Origin of the sequence: Shewanella sp. AC34-MNA-CIBAN-0136, from assembly GCF_040309945.1 — a bacterium.
GTDB lineage: Bacteria > Pseudomonadota > Gammaproteobacteria > Enterobacterales > Shewanellaceae > Shewanella.
Window position 1 is genome coordinate 107,764 of sequence record NZ_JBEOPJ010000011.1, and the last position, 19,341, is coordinate 127,104.

At 40.6% G+C, this 19,341-nt stretch carries 20 protein-coding genes; 14 read left to right on the forward strand and 6 right to left on the reverse strand.

Annotated elements, in window-relative coordinates; all coding sequences use genetic code 11:
* Positions 1-38: 38 nt before the first annotated feature.
* Positions 39-740 (forward strand): pyrimidine 5'-nucleotidase, encoded by a 702-nt coding sequence (gene yjjG, locus AAEY94_RS12590; RefSeq protein ID WP_162022138.1) that lies wholly within the window; start codon positions 39-41, stop codon positions 738-740.
* Positions 741-819: 79 nt separating this feature from the next.
* Here yjjG and AAEY94_RS12595 read toward each other — a convergent pair whose 3' ends face one another.
* The gene (locus AAEY94_RS12595) at positions 820-3,405 is read right to left on the reverse strand and encodes a penicillin-binding protein 1A (protein ID WP_350978999.1); all 2,586 of its coding nucleotides are present in this window, start codon (positions 3,403-3,405) and stop codon (positions 820-822) included.
* A gap of 186 nt (positions 3,406-3,591) precedes the next feature.
* Between AAEY94_RS12595 and AAEY94_RS12600 the strand changes: the two genes are divergently transcribed.
* The 9 genes from AAEY94_RS12600 (at position 3,592) to AAEY94_RS12640 (ending at position 12,916) form a co-directional block, all read left to right on the forward strand.
* Positions 3,592-4,671, forward strand: coding sequence for a pilus assembly protein PilM (locus AAEY94_RS12600; RefSeq protein ID WP_101087312.1), 1,080 nt, complete (start codon positions 3,592-3,594; stop codon positions 4,669-4,671).
* Positions 4,659-5,243: a PilN domain-containing protein gene (locus tag AAEY94_RS12605; RefSeq protein WP_101087311.1), complete on the forward strand. Its 585-nt coding sequence runs from the start codon at positions 4,659-4,661 to the stop codon at positions 5,241-5,243. The genes AAEY94_RS12600 and AAEY94_RS12605 overlap by 13 nt, the downstream gene beginning before the upstream one ends.
* Positions 5,240-5,857 carry a type IV pilus inner membrane component PilO gene (locus tag AAEY94_RS12610; RefSeq protein WP_101087310.1) on the forward strand — a complete coding sequence of 206 codons (618 nt, stop codon included), beginning with the start codon at positions 5,240-5,242 and terminating at the stop codon, positions 5,855-5,857. Before AAEY94_RS12605 ends, AAEY94_RS12610 begins: the two co-directional genes overlap by 4 nt.
* A complete protein-coding gene (locus tag AAEY94_RS12615) occupies positions 5,857-6,375 on the forward strand; it encodes a pilus assembly protein PilP (protein ID WP_101087309.1) in 519 nt (172 codons plus the stop codon). Before AAEY94_RS12610 ends, AAEY94_RS12615 begins: the two co-directional genes overlap by 1 nt.
* Positions 6,376-6,396: 21 nt before the next feature.
* Complete coding sequence (locus AAEY94_RS12620) at positions 6,397-8,445, forward strand: type IV pilus secretin PilQ (RefSeq protein ID WP_350979000.1); 2,049 nt, start codon at positions 6,397-6,399, stop codon at positions 8,443-8,445.
* A 447-nt stretch (positions 8,446-8,892) separates the two neighbouring features.
* A complete protein-coding gene (gene aroK / locus AAEY94_RS12625; RefSeq protein ID WP_011635865.1) occupies positions 8,893-9,408 on the forward strand; it encodes a shikimate kinase AroK in 516 nt (171 codons plus the stop codon).
* 8 nt (positions 9,409-9,416) lie between these two features.
* Positions 9,417-10,493, forward strand: coding sequence for a 3-dehydroquinate synthase (gene aroB / locus AAEY94_RS12630; protein ID WP_350979001.1), 1,077 nt, complete (start codon positions 9,417-9,419; stop codon positions 10,491-10,493).
* 50 nt (positions 10,494-10,543) lie between these two features.
* Complete coding sequence (locus AAEY94_RS12635) at positions 10,544-11,947, forward strand: ATP-binding protein (protein ID WP_350979002.1); 1,404 nt, start codon at positions 10,544-10,546, stop codon at positions 11,945-11,947.
* A 132-nt stretch (positions 11,948-12,079) separates the two neighbouring features.
* Positions 12,080-12,916, forward strand: coding sequence for a Dam family site-specific DNA-(adenine-N6)-methyltransferase (locus AAEY94_RS12640; RefSeq protein ID WP_101087305.1), 837 nt, complete (start codon positions 12,080-12,082; stop codon positions 12,914-12,916).
* Between the two features lie 32 nt (positions 12,917-12,948).
* Here AAEY94_RS12640 and AAEY94_RS12645 read toward each other — a convergent pair whose 3' ends face one another.
* Together AAEY94_RS12645 and AAEY94_RS12650 are read right to left on the reverse strand one after the other, a co-directional pair.
* Positions 12,949-13,128, reverse strand: coding sequence for a DUF2970 domain-containing protein (locus AAEY94_RS12645; protein ID WP_101087304.1), 180 nt, complete (start codon positions 13,126-13,128; stop codon positions 12,949-12,951).
* A complete protein-coding gene (locus tag AAEY94_RS12650; protein WP_242445156.1) occupies positions 13,128-13,505 on the reverse strand; it encodes a hypothetical protein in 378 nt (125 codons plus the stop codon). The genes AAEY94_RS12645 and AAEY94_RS12650 overlap by 1 nt, the downstream gene beginning before the upstream one ends.
* A gap of 271 nt (positions 13,506-13,776) precedes the next feature.
* On the opposite strand from AAEY94_RS12650, the gene rpe reads away from it, so the two are divergent.
* The 3 genes from rpe to trpS are packed head-to-tail and all read left to right on the forward strand — an operon-like array spanning position 13,777 to position 16,207.
* Positions 13,777-14,448 (forward strand): ribulose-phosphate 3-epimerase, encoded by a 672-nt coding sequence (gene rpe, locus AAEY94_RS12655; RefSeq protein WP_101087302.1) that lies wholly within the window; start codon positions 13,777-13,779, stop codon positions 14,446-14,448.
* Positions 14,449-14,478: 30 nt separating this feature from the next.
* Positions 14,479-15,168, forward strand: coding sequence for a phosphoglycolate phosphatase (locus AAEY94_RS12660; protein WP_350979003.1), 690 nt, complete (start codon positions 14,479-14,481; stop codon positions 15,166-15,168).
* A 40-nt stretch (positions 15,169-15,208) separates the two neighbouring features.
* Positions 15,209-16,207: a tryptophan--tRNA ligase gene (gene trpS, locus AAEY94_RS12665; protein WP_101087300.1), complete on the forward strand. Its 999-nt coding sequence runs from the start codon at positions 15,209-15,211 to the stop codon at positions 16,205-16,207.
* Positions 16,208-16,252: 45 nt separating this feature from the next.
* Here trpS and AAEY94_RS12670 read toward each other — a convergent pair whose 3' ends face one another.
* A complete protein-coding gene (locus AAEY94_RS12670; RefSeq protein WP_101087299.1) occupies positions 16,253-17,122 on the reverse strand; it encodes a LysR substrate-binding domain-containing protein in 870 nt (289 codons plus the stop codon).
* A gap of 141 nt (positions 17,123-17,263) precedes the next feature.
* Between AAEY94_RS12670 and AAEY94_RS12675 the strand changes: the two genes are divergently transcribed.
* A complete protein-coding gene (locus AAEY94_RS12675) occupies positions 17,264-18,139 on the forward strand; it encodes a DMT family transporter (protein WP_101087316.1) in 876 nt (291 codons plus the stop codon).
* Between the two features lie 36 nt (positions 18,140-18,175).
* On the opposite strand, the gene AAEY94_RS12680 is transcribed toward AAEY94_RS12675, so the two are convergent.
* Entirely contained in the window at positions 18,176-18,745 is a 570-nt protein-coding gene (locus AAEY94_RS12680) for a BON domain-containing protein (protein ID WP_101087298.1), read from the reverse strand.
* A complete protein-coding gene (locus AAEY94_RS12685; protein ID WP_011635877.1) occupies positions 18,742-19,335 on the reverse strand; it encodes a phosphoheptose isomerase in 594 nt (197 codons plus the stop codon). Before AAEY94_RS12685 ends, AAEY94_RS12680 begins: the two co-directional genes overlap by 4 nt.
* Positions 19,336-19,341 lie beyond the last annotated feature (6 nt).

A 19,341-nucleotide genomic window follows, 5' to 3' on the forward strand; every position in this document is an offset into this window, starting at 1 on the left:
GGTTAGTTATTCATTTAAACAAAAGAAGGACTTCGTAGATGTCGAATTTGCTCAATAAATATAAATGGATTTTATTTGATGCCGATGAAACGCTATTTCATTTCGATGCTTTTGCTGGATTGAAATTAATGTTTTCGCGCTTTGAAGTTGATTTTAATATTGATGACTTTGCTGTTTATCAGCAAGTAAATAAACCCTTGTGGGTCGAGTATCAAAACGGTTTAATTAGTGCTACGCATTTACAACATACCCGATTCCATCACTGGGCGAACAAACTATCTGTTACTCCACAGCATCTAAACAGTCAGTTTCTTGCGGCTATGGCCGATATTTGTCAGCCATTGCCTGGTGCCCGGGAACTGATTGATTCTCTAAGCGGTAAAGTTAACCTTGGTATAATTACTAATGGTTTTACCGAGCTACAAAATATCCGCTTGAGCCGTACTGGCTTTGAAGATGCTTTTAATCCGGTGGTTATTTCTGAACAACTAGGTATAGCAAAGCCAGATGTTGCTATTTTTCATCATGCTTTTAGCTTAATGGGAAAGCCGGAGAAGCATCAAGTACTTATGGTTGGCGATAACTTACATTCTGACATCTTAGGCGGTATCAATGCAGGTATCGACACTTGTTGGTTAAATCATCATGACGAACCTATAAGTGATGATATCTCTCCAAGTTATCAGGTTCGTAATTTAACTGAACTGCATCAATTACTGATACCCAACACCATTGTCTAAGATTAAATACGCTATAAAATCAGTAATAAAAAAGCCATTCGACTGAATGGCTTTTTTAATCAATTTATTTTAAACCCTATTATTGAAATAAATCTTCAGCAACATTGTCGATAAAAATATCGCCACTTTGCTGTGTTTCAGTAACATATTCTTTGGGTTCTGTACCTTCAACAAAATACTCAAACTCGGTAGTGTGGTCTGTCTTGCGAGTCAATTTGCCAGTCGCTAAATCAATACGTGCAGATACAATTCCTTTTGGCGGGATAACAGAAGGTTCAGGCGTACCAGACAGGGCCTTATTCATATAGTCATTCCAACCAGGACCAGCGGTTTTAGCACCCGCTTCCGCACCTGATATCTGATCTGGTTCGCCGGTAGCCATCCAGCTTGAGCGTCCTAGCTGACGTCCATGGTCATCAAAGCCAACCCAGAAAGTTGCTGTAAGTGTAGGGTTAAAACCACTGAACCAAGTGTCTCGAGATTCGTTAGTTGTACCTGTTTTACCCGCAATGTCATGACGCTTAATTAATTTAGATGCACGCCAAGCTGTACCATTCCAACCAGTACCTTTGCTCCAGTCGCCGCCGCCCCAAATTACGCTCTTTAGCGCTTCAGTGATCAAAAATGCAGTTTGTTCTGAAACGACTCGCTTAGCAAAGCGAGCTTGTGGATTAGTGCAAATGTTTTGTTCAGCGGTAATGGACGTTGCTTCAACTTCTCCATCTAATGTATCTACTGATGCTTCTGGAGTTTGCTGAGAGAATTCTTCAGCCATCGCAGCAAATGGATCTTCAATAACCACATCATCTTCAACAGAGGGGACTGGTTTGCTGCATGCAATAGCGGGAATGGTTTGTTCAATCGTGTTGTCGTATGAGTCGGTCACGCGATCGATAAAGTAAGGTTCAACTAAATAACCACCATTTGCAAAGCTATTAAATGCAGTGGCGACCTGTAACGGTGTCACTGAAGGTGAACCCAATGCTAACGATTCATTTCGGGGTAAATCACTCGGATCAAAACCAAACTGTACTAGTTTTTTGATAGTGTCATCTAAGCCTGTGTGGCGCATTGCTCTGACTGACATAACATTAATAGACTGAGCTAAACCGACACGTAAACGTGTTGGACCACCGTAAATGTCTGGTGAGTTTTTAGGACGCCACGCAGTGCCCTGACGGGTATCTGGTTTGTTAATCGGAGCGTTATTGATGAGCGTAGCCAGTGTGTAACCTTTTTCTAACGCAGCAGCATAAATAAAAGGTTTAATATTGGAACCTAATTGGCGTTTAGCTTGAGTCACTCGGTTGAATTGACTTTGACTAAAGCTAAATCCACCGACGAGGGTTTTAATCGCACCGTCATGAGGTTCAAGTGACACTGTCGCACTAGATACTTGTGGTATTTGAGATAATTGCCAATACTTACCATTATGACGGATCCACACTTGTTGACCAGCGGTCAAAATATCACTGGCTTGTTTTGGTGGTAAGCTTTGGCGTTTATCGCTTATAAACTTACGCGCCCATTTTAGGCCTTTCCATTCAAGTGTAATCAGTTCGCCCTTGTCATCCATTACCTGTGCTTGTTGATCTTGAACGCTTATAACTGCAGCGGGCATAATGCCCTGCATTGAGTCGGTGCGTTTTAACGTAGCGACAATCTCATCATGGTCGAGCGGAGTATCAGTCCATAATTCAGTCACAGGACCACGGAATCCATGGCGTTGATCATAAGCAAAAACGTTATCTCTTAATGATTCCTGCGCCATCAATTGGAGTTCGGATGATATCGTGGTGTAGACATTGTAGCCGTTAGTATAGGCTGCTTCTTCACCGTATTTCTGGATCATGTAATCACGCGCCATTTCTGAAACATACGGAGCGTATAAATCAATTTCAGCACCATGGTATTTCGCGGTCGATGGGCTACTGATCGCCTCTTGATATTCTGCTTGAGTAATATTGCGTTTCTCTAGCATACGACTCAATACCCAATTACGACGAGATATTGCACGTGATTGGTTTCTAATTGGATTAGCTGCAGATGGAGCTTGTGGTAGGCCTGCTATCATTGCCATTTCTGGTAGTGTCAATTGGCTCAGTTCTTTACCATAATAGACTTGAGCAGCAGCACCAACACCATAAGCGCGGTTACCTAGGAATGAACGATTTAAATAAAGAGCTAAAATTTCTTTTTTCGATAACGCCTTTTCAATTTTCAATGCAAGGAAGATTTCTTTTACTTTACGAATGTATGTTTTTTCGTTAGATAAGAAAAATCCTCGGGCAACCTGTTGTGTAATCGTACTTGCACCTTGGCTTTTCTTACCTGTTGTTATTAATATGATTGCCGCGCGGATAATACCAATCGGATCAATACCATTATGTTCAAAAAAGCGCGCATCTTCAGTGTCGAGTACGGCATTAATTAACTGAAAGGGCACTTCTTCATACTCGACAGGTATGCGACGTTTCTCACCAAATTGAGAAATCAGTTTGCCATCGCGGCTGTAAATACGCAGCGGAGTTTGTAATTGGACCGTCTTTAGCGAATTAACATCGGGTAAGTCAGGTAGCACATAAAAGTAAGCGGCAGCTATAGCAGCAATGCCAAGTAGTGATAGGCTAAAAAATGCAATTAATAAACGTTTAAACCACTTCACTCAATAATTCCAGATAAATCAAAAATAGTAGCGGTAGTATATAAGCGGGAGAGTTTTTGGTGAAGTAAAACATGAAATAACTAAATATAATTTGTAAAATGCTGAAACATTTTATACAAATACTTATAACGAGTTGATTATGTGCTAATCTCTTAGAAAATAAAAATAGAATTGTGATGACGGACTATGCTTTCTAAATTGTGGAAGCGTCAAGCACCTCAGATGGTTGGGATTGATATTGGGTCTCATGAAATAAAAGCCATTTTGTTGAGCAAGACTGCGGATGGATATAAAATTCAAAATCATGCGTCAGTTCCTGTTAGAAAGGGAGCTGTGGTCGATCATGATATTCGTGATACTGAAGCGGTAATTGAGTCGCTAAGACAGATTCGACGGGGTTTACCTAAATCCCTAAAGTTTGCAGCTGTCGCGGTTTCTGGCTCTGCCGTTATGACTAAAGTCATTTATATGGATGCAGCGTTAAATGAAGAGGAGATGGAAGCTCAAATTGAAATTGAAGCTGACAATCTTATTCCTTATTCACTTGATGAAGTCAGCATCGATTTTGAAAGGCTTAACCCGAATATTACCGACCCAACCAAAGTTAACGTATTACTGAGCGCATGCCGCACAGAAAATATTGATTCACGTGTAGACTCTTTGGATGCCATTGAACTAGACGTTAAAGTTGTTGATGTGGAAGCTTATGCACTTGGACGCTCTGCAGAATTAATTTATGGTCAGTTACCTGATGGCGCTAAAGATAAATCAATCGCCATGGTTGATATCGGCGCCAATATGACCACATTTTCTGTGGTTGAAAATGGTGACACGACGTTTATACGTGAGCAAGCTTTTGGCGGTGAGTTATTCACTCAGTCAATTGTGTCATTTTATGGGATGCCCCATGATGAGGCTGAACGCGCTAAGATTACTGGACAATTACCGCGTAATTATATGTTCGAAGTTTTATCTCCGTTTCAAATGCAATTGTTACAACAAATTAAACGAACTTTACAAATATATTGTACTGCCAGTGGACGTGAAAAAGTTGACTATATCGTTTTGTGTGGTGGTACAGCTAAGCTAGAAGGAATGGTTGAATTACTAACTAACGAGTTAGGCACTCATACCATAGTTGCAGATCCTTTTCAGGGGTGTTTGCATGCAGATGATGTTATGAAAAGTCAACTTCAACCTAATATGAGTAAATATATGGTGGCATGTGGTCTTGCGCTAAGGAGTTATGCTCAATGGCGAACATAAACTTATTACCTTGGCGTGAAGAAGCTAGAGAGAAGCAAAAACGCGATTTTATCGGTATTTTAGCGTTAGTTTTTTTAGTGACATCACTTGTAGTATATTTATTTCTGGGTTTTCTAGAGGTTGTCACTGAAGATCAGCGTCAGCGTAATGCATATTTAGTATCAGAAATTACCTTACTTGATACCCAAATAGCAGAAATTAGAAAAATTACCGAACGTAAAAAAGATATTGAACGTCGAACTGAAATTATTCTCAACTTACAGCAGTCGCGTAATTTACCTACTCATGTTTTAGATGAATTAGTCCGAATAGTGCCACCGGGTATTTATCTTTCAAGTATAGAGAAAAAAGGTAGCGTGTTATTAATCGAAGGACGAAGCGAATCAAATAATAACGTCGCGAATATGATGAGAAAAGTTAAAACATCTTCTTATCTTAACGATCCGAGTATGCAATCGATTGTGACGCAAAATGAAGAATTAAGACAGTTACAGCGGTTTAAATTACGTGTCACTATCCGTGATGATTCACAAGTCACTAATGTTGATCCGAACCAAGGAGCGAGAAAATGAATCTCGACCTAGATCAATTTAACGATATCGATTTTGAAAATATTGGTGGTTGGCCCAAGCTGGTAAAAATTGTCTTTGCTGCATTTTTATCTGTGTGTGTTATCGGTGCTAGTTATTATTTGTTTATTTCAGATTCGATCGATCAAATGGAAGCTGAACAGCAAAAAGAAATTCAACTTCGTGAAGATTTTGAAACTAAATATCGTTTAGCAGCTAATCTTAAGCTATACCGTGAACAATTAGACGTGATGGAGGTGCAGTTTGCCGAATTGCTTAAAATGCTACCATCCGAAAATGAAATGCCAGGTTTATTAGATGATTTAACATTTGTTGCAACTGATGCTGGCCTCAGAATTAATAGCCTAGATTGGGATGATGAAATTGAACGTGATTTCTATATTGAATTTCCGATAAAGATGTCAGTAGTAGGTGATTATCATCAAATGGGTAATATGGTCAGTGGTGTTGCCAAATTACCTCGAATTGTCAGTTTGCATGATTTTACTATCAAGCAGAACGATGCCGGTGGATTATCAATGGATATTCTCGCCAAAACGTATCGTTTTAAAGAAGGGGCTGAATTAACGAAACAGGCCGATAAGGGGCAGAAATAATGAAATTTTTGCCTTTATTGTTATCAATGGTGTTTTTATTGAGTGGTTGTATTGGCGAACGCAGCGATTTAGAGCTATTTGTTACTACTACAAAGGCGCAACACGTTGCCCGTATACCACCATTAAAGCAAACACCGAAGTTTGAACATTTTGCTTATCAAGCTGAATTAATGCGCAGTCCTTTTGTTCCACCATCAAGGGAATTGACAGAAGAGGTGATTGATACATCTAGAGATTGTTTACAACCAGACTTGAAACGTCGCAAAGGTCGCTTAGAAACTTATGCATTAGACAATTTAAGAATGCGCGGAACATTGAGTGAAGAGAGTACTATTTGGGCTTTAGTCGAATCTAGTGATGCCAATGTTTATCGCATGGGTGTAGGTGAGTATTTAGGGCTTTATCATGGCCGAATTGCTAAAGTAACGCCGCAATTTATCGAAATTATAGAATTAATCCCTGATGGTTCAGGTTGTTGGGCAGAAAGATCCAGCAATTTAGAATTATCAGGAAAATAACGTGCGAAGGATGAGAGAATAATGGAATCTTCTGCCGCGATAAAAAAAGCAATAACAAAGTTATTATTTTTTAGAGCGTTTTTAGGCGCAGTATTATTAATGGGTTTAATACCTAGTGCGATAGCTGCTAATCGTCTTATGGACGTCAAATATCATTCAATGGTTGATCACCAATTAGAATTAGAGTTAATTTTTGAATCATCAATAGTGTCACCGTCTGTGGATTTATCTGCAGACCCAGCAGAAATTATGTTGAATTTCTCAGACACTATTTCTAATTTAAATAAAAGTAAAATTCCGATAAACGCTGTTGGTGTAATAGAGTTAACTACACAACAACAAGGTGGCGATTTACAAATCATTGTTGCAATGTCTAACGTAAAACCATATCAAGGTAAAATTGTTGGTAATAGTTATAGATTAACTATTAATGATGATGTGTCTGGTCCGGTAGAAGCAAACAATCCATTTGTTAATGGTATTAGTAGTATTGATTTTCGCCGCAATAAAACCGGCGGTGGAGAAATATTATTCAATCTTAGCAATCGTTCTGTAGCGGCGAATGTAGAACAAGTTGGTTCAAAGCTTGAAATAAAACTTTATAACACCGATATTGGCAATGACTTACTTTACGTTATGGATGTACAAGACTTTGCTACACCGGTAAATAGTTTTGAAACATTTAAAGATGATTTAACTGCCCGTATTTTGGTGGATGTTGATGGCAACTATGATTATAACTACCGCCAAGATGGCAATGTGTTTAAAGTTAGCGTCGATAAAGTTGAGCGTGTCTCTGTCGCGAAAGAGGCAAAGAAATATAATGGTCGTTCATTATCACTAAACTTCCAAAATATTTCAGTGCGTACTGTGTTGCAAATTATTGCTGATTATAACAACTTTAACCTAGTGACCAGCGATACCGTTGAAGGTGAGATTACCTTACGTTTAGATGATGTGCCTTGGGATCAAGCTTTAGATCTTATATTGCAAACTAAAGGTCTCGACAAGCGTATTGAAGGCAATATTTTAATGGTGGCACCGAGTGAAGAGCTTGCCATTCGCGAAAGTAACGATCTGAAGAATCGCCAAGAAGTAAAAGAGTTAGCACCACTATATTCTGAATACTTACAAATAAACTATGCTAAAGCGATCGATATTGCCGAGTTACTTAAAACTACGGATTCAACGTTATTATCATCTCGTGGTAGTGTTGCTGTTGATGAACGTACAAATACGTTACTGGTAAAAGATACGGCTGAGATTTTAGAAAACGTACACCGCTTAATAGAAGTATTAGACATTCCTATTAAACAAGTGCTAATCGAAGCGCGTATGGTGACAGTGAAAGACGACGTATCTGAAGATCTCGGGATTCGCTGGGGCATAACCGATCAACAAGGTTCTAAGGGCACATCTGGCACCATTGGAGGAGCAACGAGTATTGCTAACGGTACTATTCCAAGCATTGACGATCGCCTCAATGTTAATTTACCGGCAGCAGCAAGCTCGGCGACCAGTATCGCTTTCCATGTGGCTAAATTGGCAGACGGTACAGTACTCGATTTAGAATTAAGTGCATTAGAGCAAGAAAACAAAGGTGAGATCATTGCCAGCCCACGTATTACCACATCTAACCAGAAGTCGGCATACATTGAGCAAGGTGTTGAAATCCCATACGTTGAGTCAGCATCAAGCGGCGCAACAACAGTGACCTTTAAGAAGGCGGTGTTATCGCTACGTGTGACTCCACAAATAACTCCAGATGACCGGGTTATCCTAGATCTTGAAATTACCCAAGATTCTCAAGGAAAAACGGTTGCTACAGCAACGGGTGAAGCGGTTGCGATTGATACTCAGCGTATTGGTACTCAGGTACTCGTAGATAATGGCGAAACGATTGTGTTAGGTGGTATTTACCAGCAAAACCTCATTAGCCGAGTAAGCAAAGTTCCGGTTCTGGGTGATATTCCGTTAGTTGGCTTCTTATTTAGAAATTCAACCGACACAAATGAGCGCCAAGAGCTATTAATTTTTGTAACCCCTAAGATTGTTGCTGACAAACGTTAATTTTTTTACACGCTATAGCAATAATAAAAAGCCAGCTACTTAATTGCTGGCTTTTTTATGACAGTGATTTATGGGGGAGTAATGGCTAAATGCGTTAAATAGCGCATCACTAAACGTTACTCCAATCGAAAAAATTATCGTTTTAGTGGTAATCATGGCAACTTCCTTAAAGTTTTAAGGTATTAACTTTAATTAGATAGTGCAGTGCTAATCGGCCTATAGTCTTTGTATTAACAAAGACTTAATCGAAAACATTACCTTTTATTTGAGGTTTTAAACATCAGTGACATAATAAAATCATGATAAATAGCTGTGATGACTTGCAAGCGGTAGCCCTTAACTGAGATAATCCTCCGTCAAGTCTCATTAGAGCAAGGTTAAATTATAGGTCGGCTTGAGTTTAAGTCGATAAGGCATTCTTTCATATAAGATTCAGACGTATACGAAATGGCTGAAAAACGCAATATTTTTCTGGTAGGCCCTATGGGCGCAGGTAAAAGCACAATTGGTCGCCATCTGGCGCAAATGCTGCATTTAGATTTCCACGATTCAGATCATGAGATTGAACAACGTACCGGTGCAGATATTGCCTGGGTGTTTGACGTCGAAGGTGAGGAAGGCTTCCGTAGACGTGAAGCTCAAGTCATCGGTGATCTTTCAGAAAGGCAAGGTATCGTTCTCGCGACAGGTGGTGGTTCTGTTCAGAGTAAAGATATCCGCAACTATCTTTCTGCTCGAGGTATAGTGGTTTACTTAGAAACAACTATCGACAAGCAAGTCGCGCGCACGCAGCGTGATAAGCGTCGCCCGTTGTTACAAGTAGATGATCCACGTGAAGTGCTTGAAAGCTTAGCGGAAATTCGCAACCCTCTATATGAGGAAATTGCGGATGTTATCGTTAAGACTGATGAGCAAAGCGCGAAAATCGTCGCAAACCAAATTATCGAGCAACTTGGCTTTTAGGTAACAACATGCAACAGATTCAGGTTCAATTAGGTGATAGAAGTTACCCCATTTATATTGGCCAGGATTTGATGAATGATAGCGGGCTATTTGCTCGCTACCTAACAAACAAAAAAGCCTTAATTGTTTCAAATGACACCATTGCTCCGTTGTATCTTCAACAGATACAACAAGCGATGAGCGCCTGCGCGCGCATTGAAACGGTTATTTTGCCGGATGGCGAAAAATTTAAAGATTTACAACATCTAGATTATATTTTTACCGCATTACTTGAGCATAACTTTGCCCGAGACTCGGTATTAGTCGCACTAGGTGGTGGTGTTGTTGGTGATATGACTGGTTTCGCGGCTGCGTGTTATCAGCGTGGAATTGAGTTTATTCAAGTGCCAACTACATTACTGTCCCAAGTTGATTCTTCAGTTGGTGGTAAAACGGCTGTTAATCATCCTCTTGGGAAAAATATGATTGGTGCATTTTATCAGCCTAAATCAGTGATTATCGATACGCTTTGCTTACAGACATTACCCGCAAATGAGTTTGCTGCAGGTATGGCTGAAGTGATTAAGTACGGTATTATTTGGGATGCTGACTTTTTCCAGTGGCTTGAAGCAAATGTAGATGCGTTAAAATCGCTTCAAACTGACGCGTTAAATTATGCCATCGCTAAATGTTGTCAGATTAAAGCAGATGTTGTCGCACAAGATGAAACTGAACAAGGTGTAAGAGCGTTATTAAACCTTGGGCATACCTTCGGGCATGCTATCGAAGCTGAAATGGGCTACGGTGTTTGGTTACATGGCGAAGCTGTCTCTGCTGGTACCGTTTTAGCGGCTCAAACAGCATGTAAGCTCAATCTATTAGATGAGCAAACTGTCGAGCGTATTTGCCGATTGATGCAAGCGTTTGATTTACCTATAACGGCTCCAGAGTCGATGGGTTTTGAACAGTTTATCAAGCATATGCGTCGAGATAAAAAAGTGTTAGGTGGTAAAATCCGCTTAGTATTACCTACAGAAATAGGCAAAGCTGATGTCTTTAGTGATGTGAGTGAAGACTTATTGAAACGGGTTATTAGCTGCGTATAAATTATTCCGCATATAACTATGCTAGCTATAAATTATAGTGTGGTGAATCATTGACGACTCCAGGACTATTGTTACTCCCTACCCAAGAAGCGCTCATTCAGCGTTTACAGCATATTGCTAGTTATAGCGAACAGTTGTTGGTTATTTGTGGTGATAACGGTTCAGGTAAGTCGACACTGACGGCCGCATTAGCCAGTGAGCTAGATGACTACAATTCAGCATTGATCATTTGTCCTCAACACGCTGATAGCGCTGAAATTCGTCGAAAAATTCTGGTTCAATTAATCTCCGCGCCAATTTTTGATGATGAACGTCCTTTGATGGACACCGTACTGAGAATCCAATCTAGTTTAAAAAAACCATTACATATCATCATCGATGATGCCGATTTATTGCCTAAAGATATTTGGGCTGAGTGTATTCTGCTGAGCCAAATTCATTGTGCAGGTAAACCTGTTGCAGTTACAGTGACCGTTACCCCCAGTTTTTGGCATACCTTAGTAGCTGAATTAACTGATGATATTCGTGCTAGATTACTGCCTGTGACTATTGAACCTTTATCGGTACCCGAGCGCGATGGCCTCTATCAAAGTTTATTATTGCGGAGTCGGCAAACACCGTTTATTCCACGTGAAATTATCCATAAGCAATTAGAGAAGCAGCAGGGGACGCCAGCTGAAGTGGTTCAATTATTAGCGTTAGCATTAGAAGAGCCACAAACAGAGCAATCATCTTGGTCTCTGTCAGTTAAAATGATGATAGCTTTTATCACAATATTGGCTGGTGTGTCGCTTTGGTGGGGCATAAGTACACAATTACCTCCTCCTATTTCGGCATCATTGTCGCCAGTATTAACAGCAGAACAATCCGCTGTGCGTGTTAAAGCAGCTCAATATGTCATTGGTTATGCCGACAGTTCATTAAGCGCTTATTTTGCCCATAGGCAATTGGCCTTAACTAAGTCGAGAGCCAATGAACAAGCGCACTTAATCATAGAGCAGCAAATCATTGCTGACAGCTCGCTAGTAGAGGAAGGTGAGACTAACCTCATAGAAAATACTCCTGCAGATAATCATACTGACGTAGTGGTTAATTCATCATTAAAAGGCTTATCTTTCCAAGGTAAGTTACCCAAAGCGCAAGTTAATACGGTAAGTAAGCCGAATGATATTGTTGAGCGAGATAATACCCCGAATTTAAAAGTGAAAGGTTTTACGCTGCAACTTGCCAGCGTGAATGACAAAGATTCACTTACACCGATTTTAGTTAAACTGGCAAAAGAGCCGCAAGTTTACATAATGAGTTACAAACAACGCCACGTTATATTGCTGGGTGATTTTGAAACCGCATCGGCAGCCTCCGCAAAAGCTAAAAGCCTTCAGAAACAATATGGATTAGCGGCTCCCTGGGTAAGAAAGTGGGCCGACTTAAGTGATTATAAGCGACAAGATTAACAATCTTCATATTCTGCAGCATCCAAGTCAATAGGATGAAAAATCAACGAATAAATCTGCTTTATCCGATGATAATTGTCGTTAAACAGAGTACAATCATCAGCTTTAATTTTGCTGGCATAATTCCTATTCATGATAAAAAAGCATAGAGCCTTTCTAAAGTGGGCAGGCGGTAAATATAAGCTCGTTGATGAGCTAGCAAAACACCTTCCAGCTGGAAATAGACTGATTGAGCCTTTCGTTGGGGCAGGTTCGGTATTCCTCAATACACAGTTTGATGACTATTTATTGTGTGACATCAACCAAGACCTAATCAATTTATACCAAATTGTTCAGCAACAGCCAGATAAATATATTCAAGCGGCAAAGGCCATGTTTGTCGATCATATGAATGACAAAGATGCTTATTACCGTATTCGTGCTGAATTTAATCTCTGTAGCGATCCTTTCATTCGTTCGGTATATTTTTTGTACATGAATCGCCATGGTTTTAATGGCTTATGTCGATATAATCGCAAAGGTGGTTTTAACGTGCCGTTTGGTTCGTACAAAAAGCCTTATTTTCCAGAAACTGAAATTCGTTATTTTTCATTAAAAGCGCAAAAAGCGACCTTTAAATGTATCAGTTACGAACAAGCCTTTGATATGGCGAACAGCGGTGACGTTATTTATTGTGATCCGCCTTATGCGCCGTTATCAACTACAGCCAGTTTCACCACTTATGCAGGTCCGGGTTTTAGCTTAGATGATCAAGCATTACTTGCTCGTCATTCACGGCTTATTGCCCATGAGAGAAATATTCCGGTATTGATCAGTAATCATGATATTCCGTTAACGCGAGAATTATATCGTGGTGCATCTTGTTCAACGATTTCGGTACAGCGTAATATTAGCCCTAAAGGCGGTTCACGCAATAAAGTGGATGAAATTATGGCGCTATATGATCATCATTATCGTGAAGAAGAGTAATGCTGCAAAGAGCGGATAACGAAAGCTATCCGTTAACTTAATACTTGGTTTACGATGAGTATTAAGGAAATGACTAAGGCAATGGCTAAGATAATGCCCATAATGATAAACGGTAATGGGGATTGATTTTGAAAATCTTTTTGGCGATTTTTTTCTGTCTGCACGCCAAAAAAGGCCGCTACAGTGCTGCTAAATACCCGCCAAATAGACATTAACGCGATATCTGAGTTGGGTTGCCTGAGGTTGGCATGTCATTCAAAGGTTTGTCTTTGTGACCGTGGATTAACTCAAGTAAATCAATAAAGTGAAACTGGCTTGAACGGCTATTACCCGTAATCCAATTACCCCAACTGACATCATTCGACTGCTCTGCACAACGATTTGTAGGGTGACTACTGGGTAAACTTGCATTGTAGTTGGTGGTGCTGTTGCAGACGCAGGCCTTACTATTGGCCGAATTACTTTCGTTGGCCATCAATACTTGGCTTAACAATAACGCCAATGCAGACGTAGCAAATACAGCAAAAACCGGTGCTGACAATAATTTGCCATCACGACCAGAAAACTTGCGTAATAATTGCTTTACCATAAAGGGTGCCCTATCCATGGTGTAAACTCGATTGATGCTACAACAGGTATTAAATATTCAGTTGGACCACTAAGATAACAACTTTTTACATTATAGCAAAATAGCTTAGTTATTGAACACTGGTTTCTGTATAAAAAATAGTAAATCCGACTTATGGTCTAGTTTTTAACTAAATTCTATTGAGGATAGTGGTTATTTCCCTTGTTAGACTAGAGGCTTGCGGCTGCAAAGGGTAAAATGTCGTCACTTTGATCTGCCAATAGAGAAGATTATGCGCCCATTTTTAATTGCACCATCGATTTTGTCTGCTGATTTCGCCCGTTTAGGTGACGATGTTAAAGCCGTATTAGATGCGGGTTCAGATGTTGTTCATTTCGACGTTATGGACAATCACTATGTACCAAATTTAACAATAGGCCCAATGGTATGCACGGCGTTGCGTAATTACGGGATCACCGCTGATATTGATGTACATTTAATGGTTAAACCCGTTGATCGCATTATTCCTGATTTTGCCAAAGCCGGTGCTTCAATTATCACTTTTCATCCAGAAGCTTCAGAACATGTTGATCGCACACTGCAGTTGATTAAAGAATCTGGCTGTAAGGCTGGATTAGTCTTTAATCCTGGCACACCACTGCATTATTTAGATCATGTAATGGACAAGCTCGATGTTATTTTATTGATGTCAGTTAATCCTGGTTTTGGTGGTCAGTCATTTATTCCACATACGCTAGAAAAGCTTCGCCAAGTTCGCGCGCTTATTGATGCCAGTGGTTTTGATATTCGCTTACAAGTGGATGGTGGCGTTAAGGTCGATAATATTGCTGAAATAGCGGCCGCGGGTGCAGATATGTTTGTAGCTGGTTCGGCAATTTTCAATCAACCTGATTATAAAGTGGTGATTGATCAAATGCGTGCCGAACTCGCTTCGATATCATAATTTCTTTATCCATATCCAGTGGGACTTTACATGATGCAATGGTCAAATATTCGCGCAATCGCTTTTGATTTAGATGGTACGTTAATCGACAGTGTGCCTGATTTGGCAGCGGCCACAAACGCCACATTAGCACAGAACCAATACCAACCAGTGACTGAAGCATTGGTTCGCAGCTGGGTAGGTAATGGTGCTCAAGTATTAATGCAACGTGCGTTAAGTTATGTGTCTGCTATGCCAGAAGATGCTCCTGGTCTGCAGGTAATACTTGAGCAAATTATGCCGCAATTTATGCATCATTATGGTGAACACTTACAAAAACATAGTCGTTTATATCCGGGAGTTGTCGACACGTTACAGCAGTTAAAACAAGCAGGTTTTAAACTGGCTATCGTTACCAATAAACCATATCGTTTTACAGTGCCGTTACTAACAGCTTTTGGTCTTGATGACCTATTTTCTGAAGTTCTCGGTGGTGATTCATTGGCCAAAATGAAGCCAGACCCAATGCCATTACAACATTTGCTTAAACAATGGCAGTTGGATGAATCGCAATTACTGATGATAGGTGATTCAAAGAATGATATTTTAGCGGCTAAAGCTGCGAATGTTATGTCTATTGGCTTGACCTACGGATACAACTACGGCGAAGATATCGGTCTTAGCAGCCCGCATGCAATATGCGAAAACTTTGCTGATATAGAGCAATACTTACTTTCATAATAATTTGAATTTTATATAGATAATCTGGAGCAATAAACACATGACCAAACCCATAGTTCTTAGCGGTGCGCAGCCATCAGGCGAATTAACCATAGGTAATTATATGGGCGCACTTCGTCAATGGGTTGCCATGCAAGATAGCCATGATTGCCTATATTGTGTTGTTGATTTACATGCCATTACCGTGCGCCAAGATCCTAAAGCACTGCGTGAAGCGTGTTTAGATACGCTAGCGTTATACCTTGCTTGCGGTGTTGACCCTAAAAAAAGCACCGTGTTTATTCAGTCGCAAGTACCGCAGCATACTCAACTCGGATGGGTATTAAACTGTTACACCCAAATGGGTGAGTTAAACCGCATGACCCAGTTTAAAGATAAATCGTTAAAGCATGCCAATAACATTAACGTTGGCTTATACGGTTATCCTGTTCTAATGGCTGCAGATATTTTGCTTTATCAAGCCAATGAGATCCCTGTTGGGCAAGACCAAAAGCAACATTTAGAACTCACCCGCGATATCGCAACTCGTTTTAACAATGCTTACGGCGACACGTTTACTATCCCAGAACCGTTTATTCCTGAACACGGCGCTAAGGTCATGTCATTGCAGGACCCGCTTAAGAAAATGTCTAAGTCTGACGATAATCGTAATAACGTCATTGGTTTACTTGAAGATCCTAAAGCGATTTTAAAGAAAGTGAAAAAAGCCATGACCGACAGCGAAGAGCCACCAGTAGTGCGTTTTGATATGGAACAAAAGCCAGGTGTGTCGAATCTACTCAGCTTAATGTCAGGTTGTACTGGTCAGTCGATTGCGTCTTTAGAAGCAGAGTTTGAAGGCAAAATGTACGGTCATTTAAAAGTGGCTACTGGTGAAGCTGTCGTAGGAATGCTTGAGCCATTACAAGCTCGCTTTAAAGAGTACCGCGCCGATAATGCATATCTAAGCCAAGTGATGGCGGAAGGTGCTGAAAAAGCTCAAGCTCGTGCAGAAGTCACCATTAAAAAAGTGTACGAAAAAATTGGTCTTATTGTGTAAGTATTATTTCAGCTAATGTTATCTATAAGCCAGCAACGTGCTGGCTTATTTTTTGGTTAACCATTGCACGAATGCAGCGATAGCGGGCTCCTTTAAACGTCGCTGTTTACAACTAAAATTGAATTCAAATCCAGTCAACATAGCGGGTAAATCAAGTGCGACTAATGCTCCCTTACTAATATCCCGTTCTACCATAAAATCTGATGCCAGCGCGATCCCCTGACCTGCAATTGCCGCTTCAATAGCTAACAACACATGGCTAAATACATGCTGTTGTTGCGTAGCCGCTATGCTGATGCTGTTAACCTTTAACCAACGCTCCCAATCAAAGCCAATTGGCCCTTCATCTACAGTGAGTAATGCATGTTGCCGTAATACACTCAGCGCCGAGTGGTCGGTATTTAATAGCCCCGGGCAGATCACTGGGATCAGTCTCTCTTGGTGTAACATGCGATGCACATAACCCGGTTGTCCACTTTGACCAGTAATAAACATATCAGCAACACTATCACTCATCAGCGGGTCATCGGTGATCATATCCAGGCGAATTTTAATCTGTGGATGTAAGCGATGGAAATCGCTTAAGCGAGGAATCAGCCACTTAATGGCAAATGAACTGTATACCGCTAAGCGGAGCTGATCATTACAATCGCCAGTGATTTGCATGCTTAAATCATTCAACTCATTAAATATTCGCTCCAGTTCATGGTAAAGCACATTGCCTTTACTGGTTAAGCAGAGCTGCCTACCTTCGCGGATAAATAATCGTTCGCCAAAATGCGCTTCAAGCAGTCTTACTTGGTGCGATACCGCACTTTGAGTAATGCACAGTTCAGTTGCCGCCCGAGAAAAGTGAGCATGCCTTGCGGCCGCTTCAAAAATTTGTAGTGCCCGCAATGGCGGCAGTTTGCGCATATACACCTCAAATATGAATTTATTTTATTGAAATTTATGAGGTATGAATTTAACTCATGAATGGATTAAAAACATCATTATTCGTTATTAATTGATAACTATATGATGCAGCCAATTATTGGTCCTAAGGTTGTAAGTGTAATGAAATCCACAATAGCGATTGGCATGATGTTATTAGTTGTCGGTAACCTTTTTAGTGCTATGTATGATGTGTCTATAAAATGGCTTCCAGAGGGCAGTAGCGCTGCAACATTTCTGTTAATCAGGCAGTTAACATCAGTATTAATGTTACTGCCATTGTGGTTTGCAGCTAAAAAACCAATCAGTCGCCATATAAAGGTGCACTTAGTGCGAGCTAATACTGGCGCTATTGGAGCTGTATGCTTAATTATGGGGTTAATTGCGCTACCTATCGCCACTGTAAGCTCGTTGTTTTATTCGGCGCCATTAATGATTGTATTAATGGGATTTCTATTTTTAAAAGAGAGCGTCACCGCTGCACATTGGCTGGCAGCTATTTTGGGATTTCTGGGCATCATTATTTTGCTACGACCAAGTGAAATTAACTGGTTTGGAATTGCAGTACTCATCTCTGCATTTATGTTTGCGATAAACCAGTTGGCATTGCGCAAACTCCCCAGTACAGAAAGCCCAGTTGTAACGTTAATGCTATATAACTTACTCAGTATTCCTTTGGTGTTGGTCATGGCATTGGTGCAAGGCATAGAGGCAATCAGTGGGTCTTTAGTGGCTATTGCGGTGTCGAGTAATGTGTTTTTATTGGCGTATCAGTGGTTTTGCGCGTTGGCTTATCGCCAAGCACAAGCCAGTCAAATTGTGGTGGCTGAATACACAGGACTATTATTTTGTGTCTTTTTTGGTTGGTTGTTTTTTGATGAATGGCTTGATGGTTTAAGTTGGGTTGGGGCTGGGTTTATTGTGTTGCCGTCGCTGATTATCCCGTGGATACAAGCCAAAAGATCCCAAAAAAAATTCATCGAGCAAAATGCAGGATGAATTTCTAAATCGCGATAATAAAAATGTACTGCAGGATTAAGATTCAGTGTATTCAAAAACCTTAATCACTTTGCGAACGCCTGCAGTATTTCGCGCGATATCAACGGCCAAATCAGCTTGCTTGCGGTCAATTAACCCAAGTAAGAAGACTTCGCCGTTTTCGGTAATCACTTTCACTCGAGTAATATCGAGCGATTTTTCATTTAACATGCGGCCTTTGACTTTGGTTGTTACCCAAGTGTCGTTGCTGCGAGTGGTAAATGACGTTGGCGTGCCAATACGAATTTGATTATGTATTTTGCCGCCAATTTGTAAATCTTGCACCACTTTAATCGCTTTATCACGCAGCATTGAGTTAGGTGCTTGACCTATCATCAATACATTGTTGTTCATCACAACCGCGGCGATATTGGTTTGATTATTAAGGTCATCATGTTTTGATAGCGCGCTAGCAATAACAAAGTCTGCATTAGTATCGCTGATTTGAGTGCCCATGCTGCGCTCATCATTAACCATCTTGGCACCGCTAACGGCACCAACCATGACTGCACCAGCACACCCCTGCAGCATCGCCAGGACTGAGATGATGAGTAACCTTTTTATCATGCTTGTTCATCCTGTGGGAACAAGGTGCGGTCGATGTTATCGCATAAACAGTGAATAACCAGTAAGTGAACTTCTTGAATACGTGCAGTAACATTTGACGGTACGCGGATTTCGACATCTCCTGCGCTCATCAAGCCCGCCATTGCGCCGCCATCTTTACCGGTTAGTGCAACAATAGTCATGTCGCGGCTTAACGCTGCTTCCATGGCTTTAATAATGTTGCCAGAGTTACCACTGGTTGAAATAGCCAATAAAATGTCGCCTGGTTGACCCAGTGCAAAAATCTGCTTCGAGAAGATTTCATCGTAGCTATAATCGTTGGCGATAGCAGTAATCGTTGAAGTGTCACAGCTTAATGCAATAGCAGGCAGCGGTGGACGTTCAATTTCATAACGGTTTAATAATTCAGCAGAGAAGTGTTGAGCATCGCCAGCACTGCCGCCATTACCACATGACAGAATTTTATTACCGCCAAGTAGACATTGCACCATCATCTCTGCAGCTTTTTCAATAGACTCAGGTAATGCTTCAGCAGCATCAATTTTAGTCTGAATCGATTCGGTGAAACTATCTCTAATACGTTCTAACATGCAACA

What these genes read in the sequence shown, in the direction of transcription:
- yjjG (WP_162022138.1), top strand. Translation starts at nt 39, where the DNA reads ATGTCGAATTTGCTCAATAAATATAAATGGATTTTATTTGATGCCGAT.
- AAEY94_RS12600 (WP_101087312.1), top strand. Translation starts at nt 3,592, where the DNA reads ATGCTTTCTAAATTGTGGAAGCGTCAAGCACCTCAGATGGTTGGGATT.
- AAEY94_RS12605 (WP_101087311.1), top strand. Translation starts at nt 4,659, where the DNA reads ATGGCGAACATAAACTTATTACCTTGGCGTGAAGAAGCTAGAGAGAAG.
- AAEY94_RS12610 (WP_101087310.1), top strand. Translation starts at nt 5,240, where the DNA reads ATGAATCTCGACCTAGATCAATTTAACGATATCGATTTTGAAAATATT.
- AAEY94_RS12615 (WP_101087309.1), top strand. Translation starts at nt 5,857, where the DNA reads ATGAAATTTTTGCCTTTATTGTTATCAATGGTGTTTTTATTGAGTGGT.
- AAEY94_RS12620 (WP_350979000.1), top strand. Translation starts at nt 6,397, where the DNA reads ATGGAATCTTCTGCCGCGATAAAAAAAGCAATAACAAAGTTATTATTT.
- aroK (WP_011635865.1), top strand. Translation starts at nt 8,893, where the DNA reads ATGGCTGAAAAACGCAATATTTTTCTGGTAGGCCCTATGGGCGCAGGT.
- aroB (WP_350979001.1), top strand. Translation starts at nt 9,417, where the DNA reads ATGCAACAGATTCAGGTTCAATTAGGTGATAGAAGTTACCCCATTTAT.
- AAEY94_RS12640 (WP_101087305.1), top strand. Translation starts at nt 12,080, where the DNA reads ATGATAAAAAAGCATAGAGCCTTTCTAAAGTGGGCAGGCGGTAAATAT.
- AAEY94_RS12645 (WP_101087304.1), bottom strand. Translation starts at nt 13,128, where the DNA reads ATGTCTATTTGGCGGGTATTTAGCAGCACTGTAGCGGCCTTTTTTGGC.
- AAEY94_RS12650 (WP_242445156.1), bottom strand. Translation starts at nt 13,505, where the DNA reads ATGGTAAAGCAATTATTACGCAAGTTTTCTGGTCGTGATGGCAAATTA.
- rpe (WP_101087302.1), top strand. Translation starts at nt 13,777, where the DNA reads ATGCGCCCATTTTTAATTGCACCATCGATTTTGTCTGCTGATTTCGCC.
- AAEY94_RS12660 (WP_350979003.1), top strand. Translation starts at nt 14,479, where the DNA reads ATGATGCAATGGTCAAATATTCGCGCAATCGCTTTTGATTTAGATGGT.
- trpS (WP_101087300.1), top strand. Translation starts at nt 15,209, where the DNA reads ATGACCAAACCCATAGTTCTTAGCGGTGCGCAGCCATCAGGCGAATTA.
- AAEY94_RS12670 (WP_101087299.1), bottom strand. Translation starts at nt 17,122, where the DNA reads ATGCGCAAACTGCCGCCATTGCGGGCACTACAAATTTTTGAAGCGGCC.
- AAEY94_RS12675 (WP_101087316.1), top strand. Translation starts at nt 17,264, where the DNA reads ATGAAATCCACAATAGCGATTGGCATGATGTTATTAGTTGTCGGTAAC.
- AAEY94_RS12680 (WP_101087298.1), bottom strand. Translation starts at nt 18,745, where the DNA reads ATGATAAAAAGGTTACTCATCATCTCAGTCCTGGCGATGCTGCAGGGG.
- AAEY94_RS12685 (WP_011635877.1), bottom strand. Translation starts at nt 19,335, where the DNA reads ATGTTAGAACGTATTAGAGATAGTTTCACCGAATCGATTCAGACTAAA.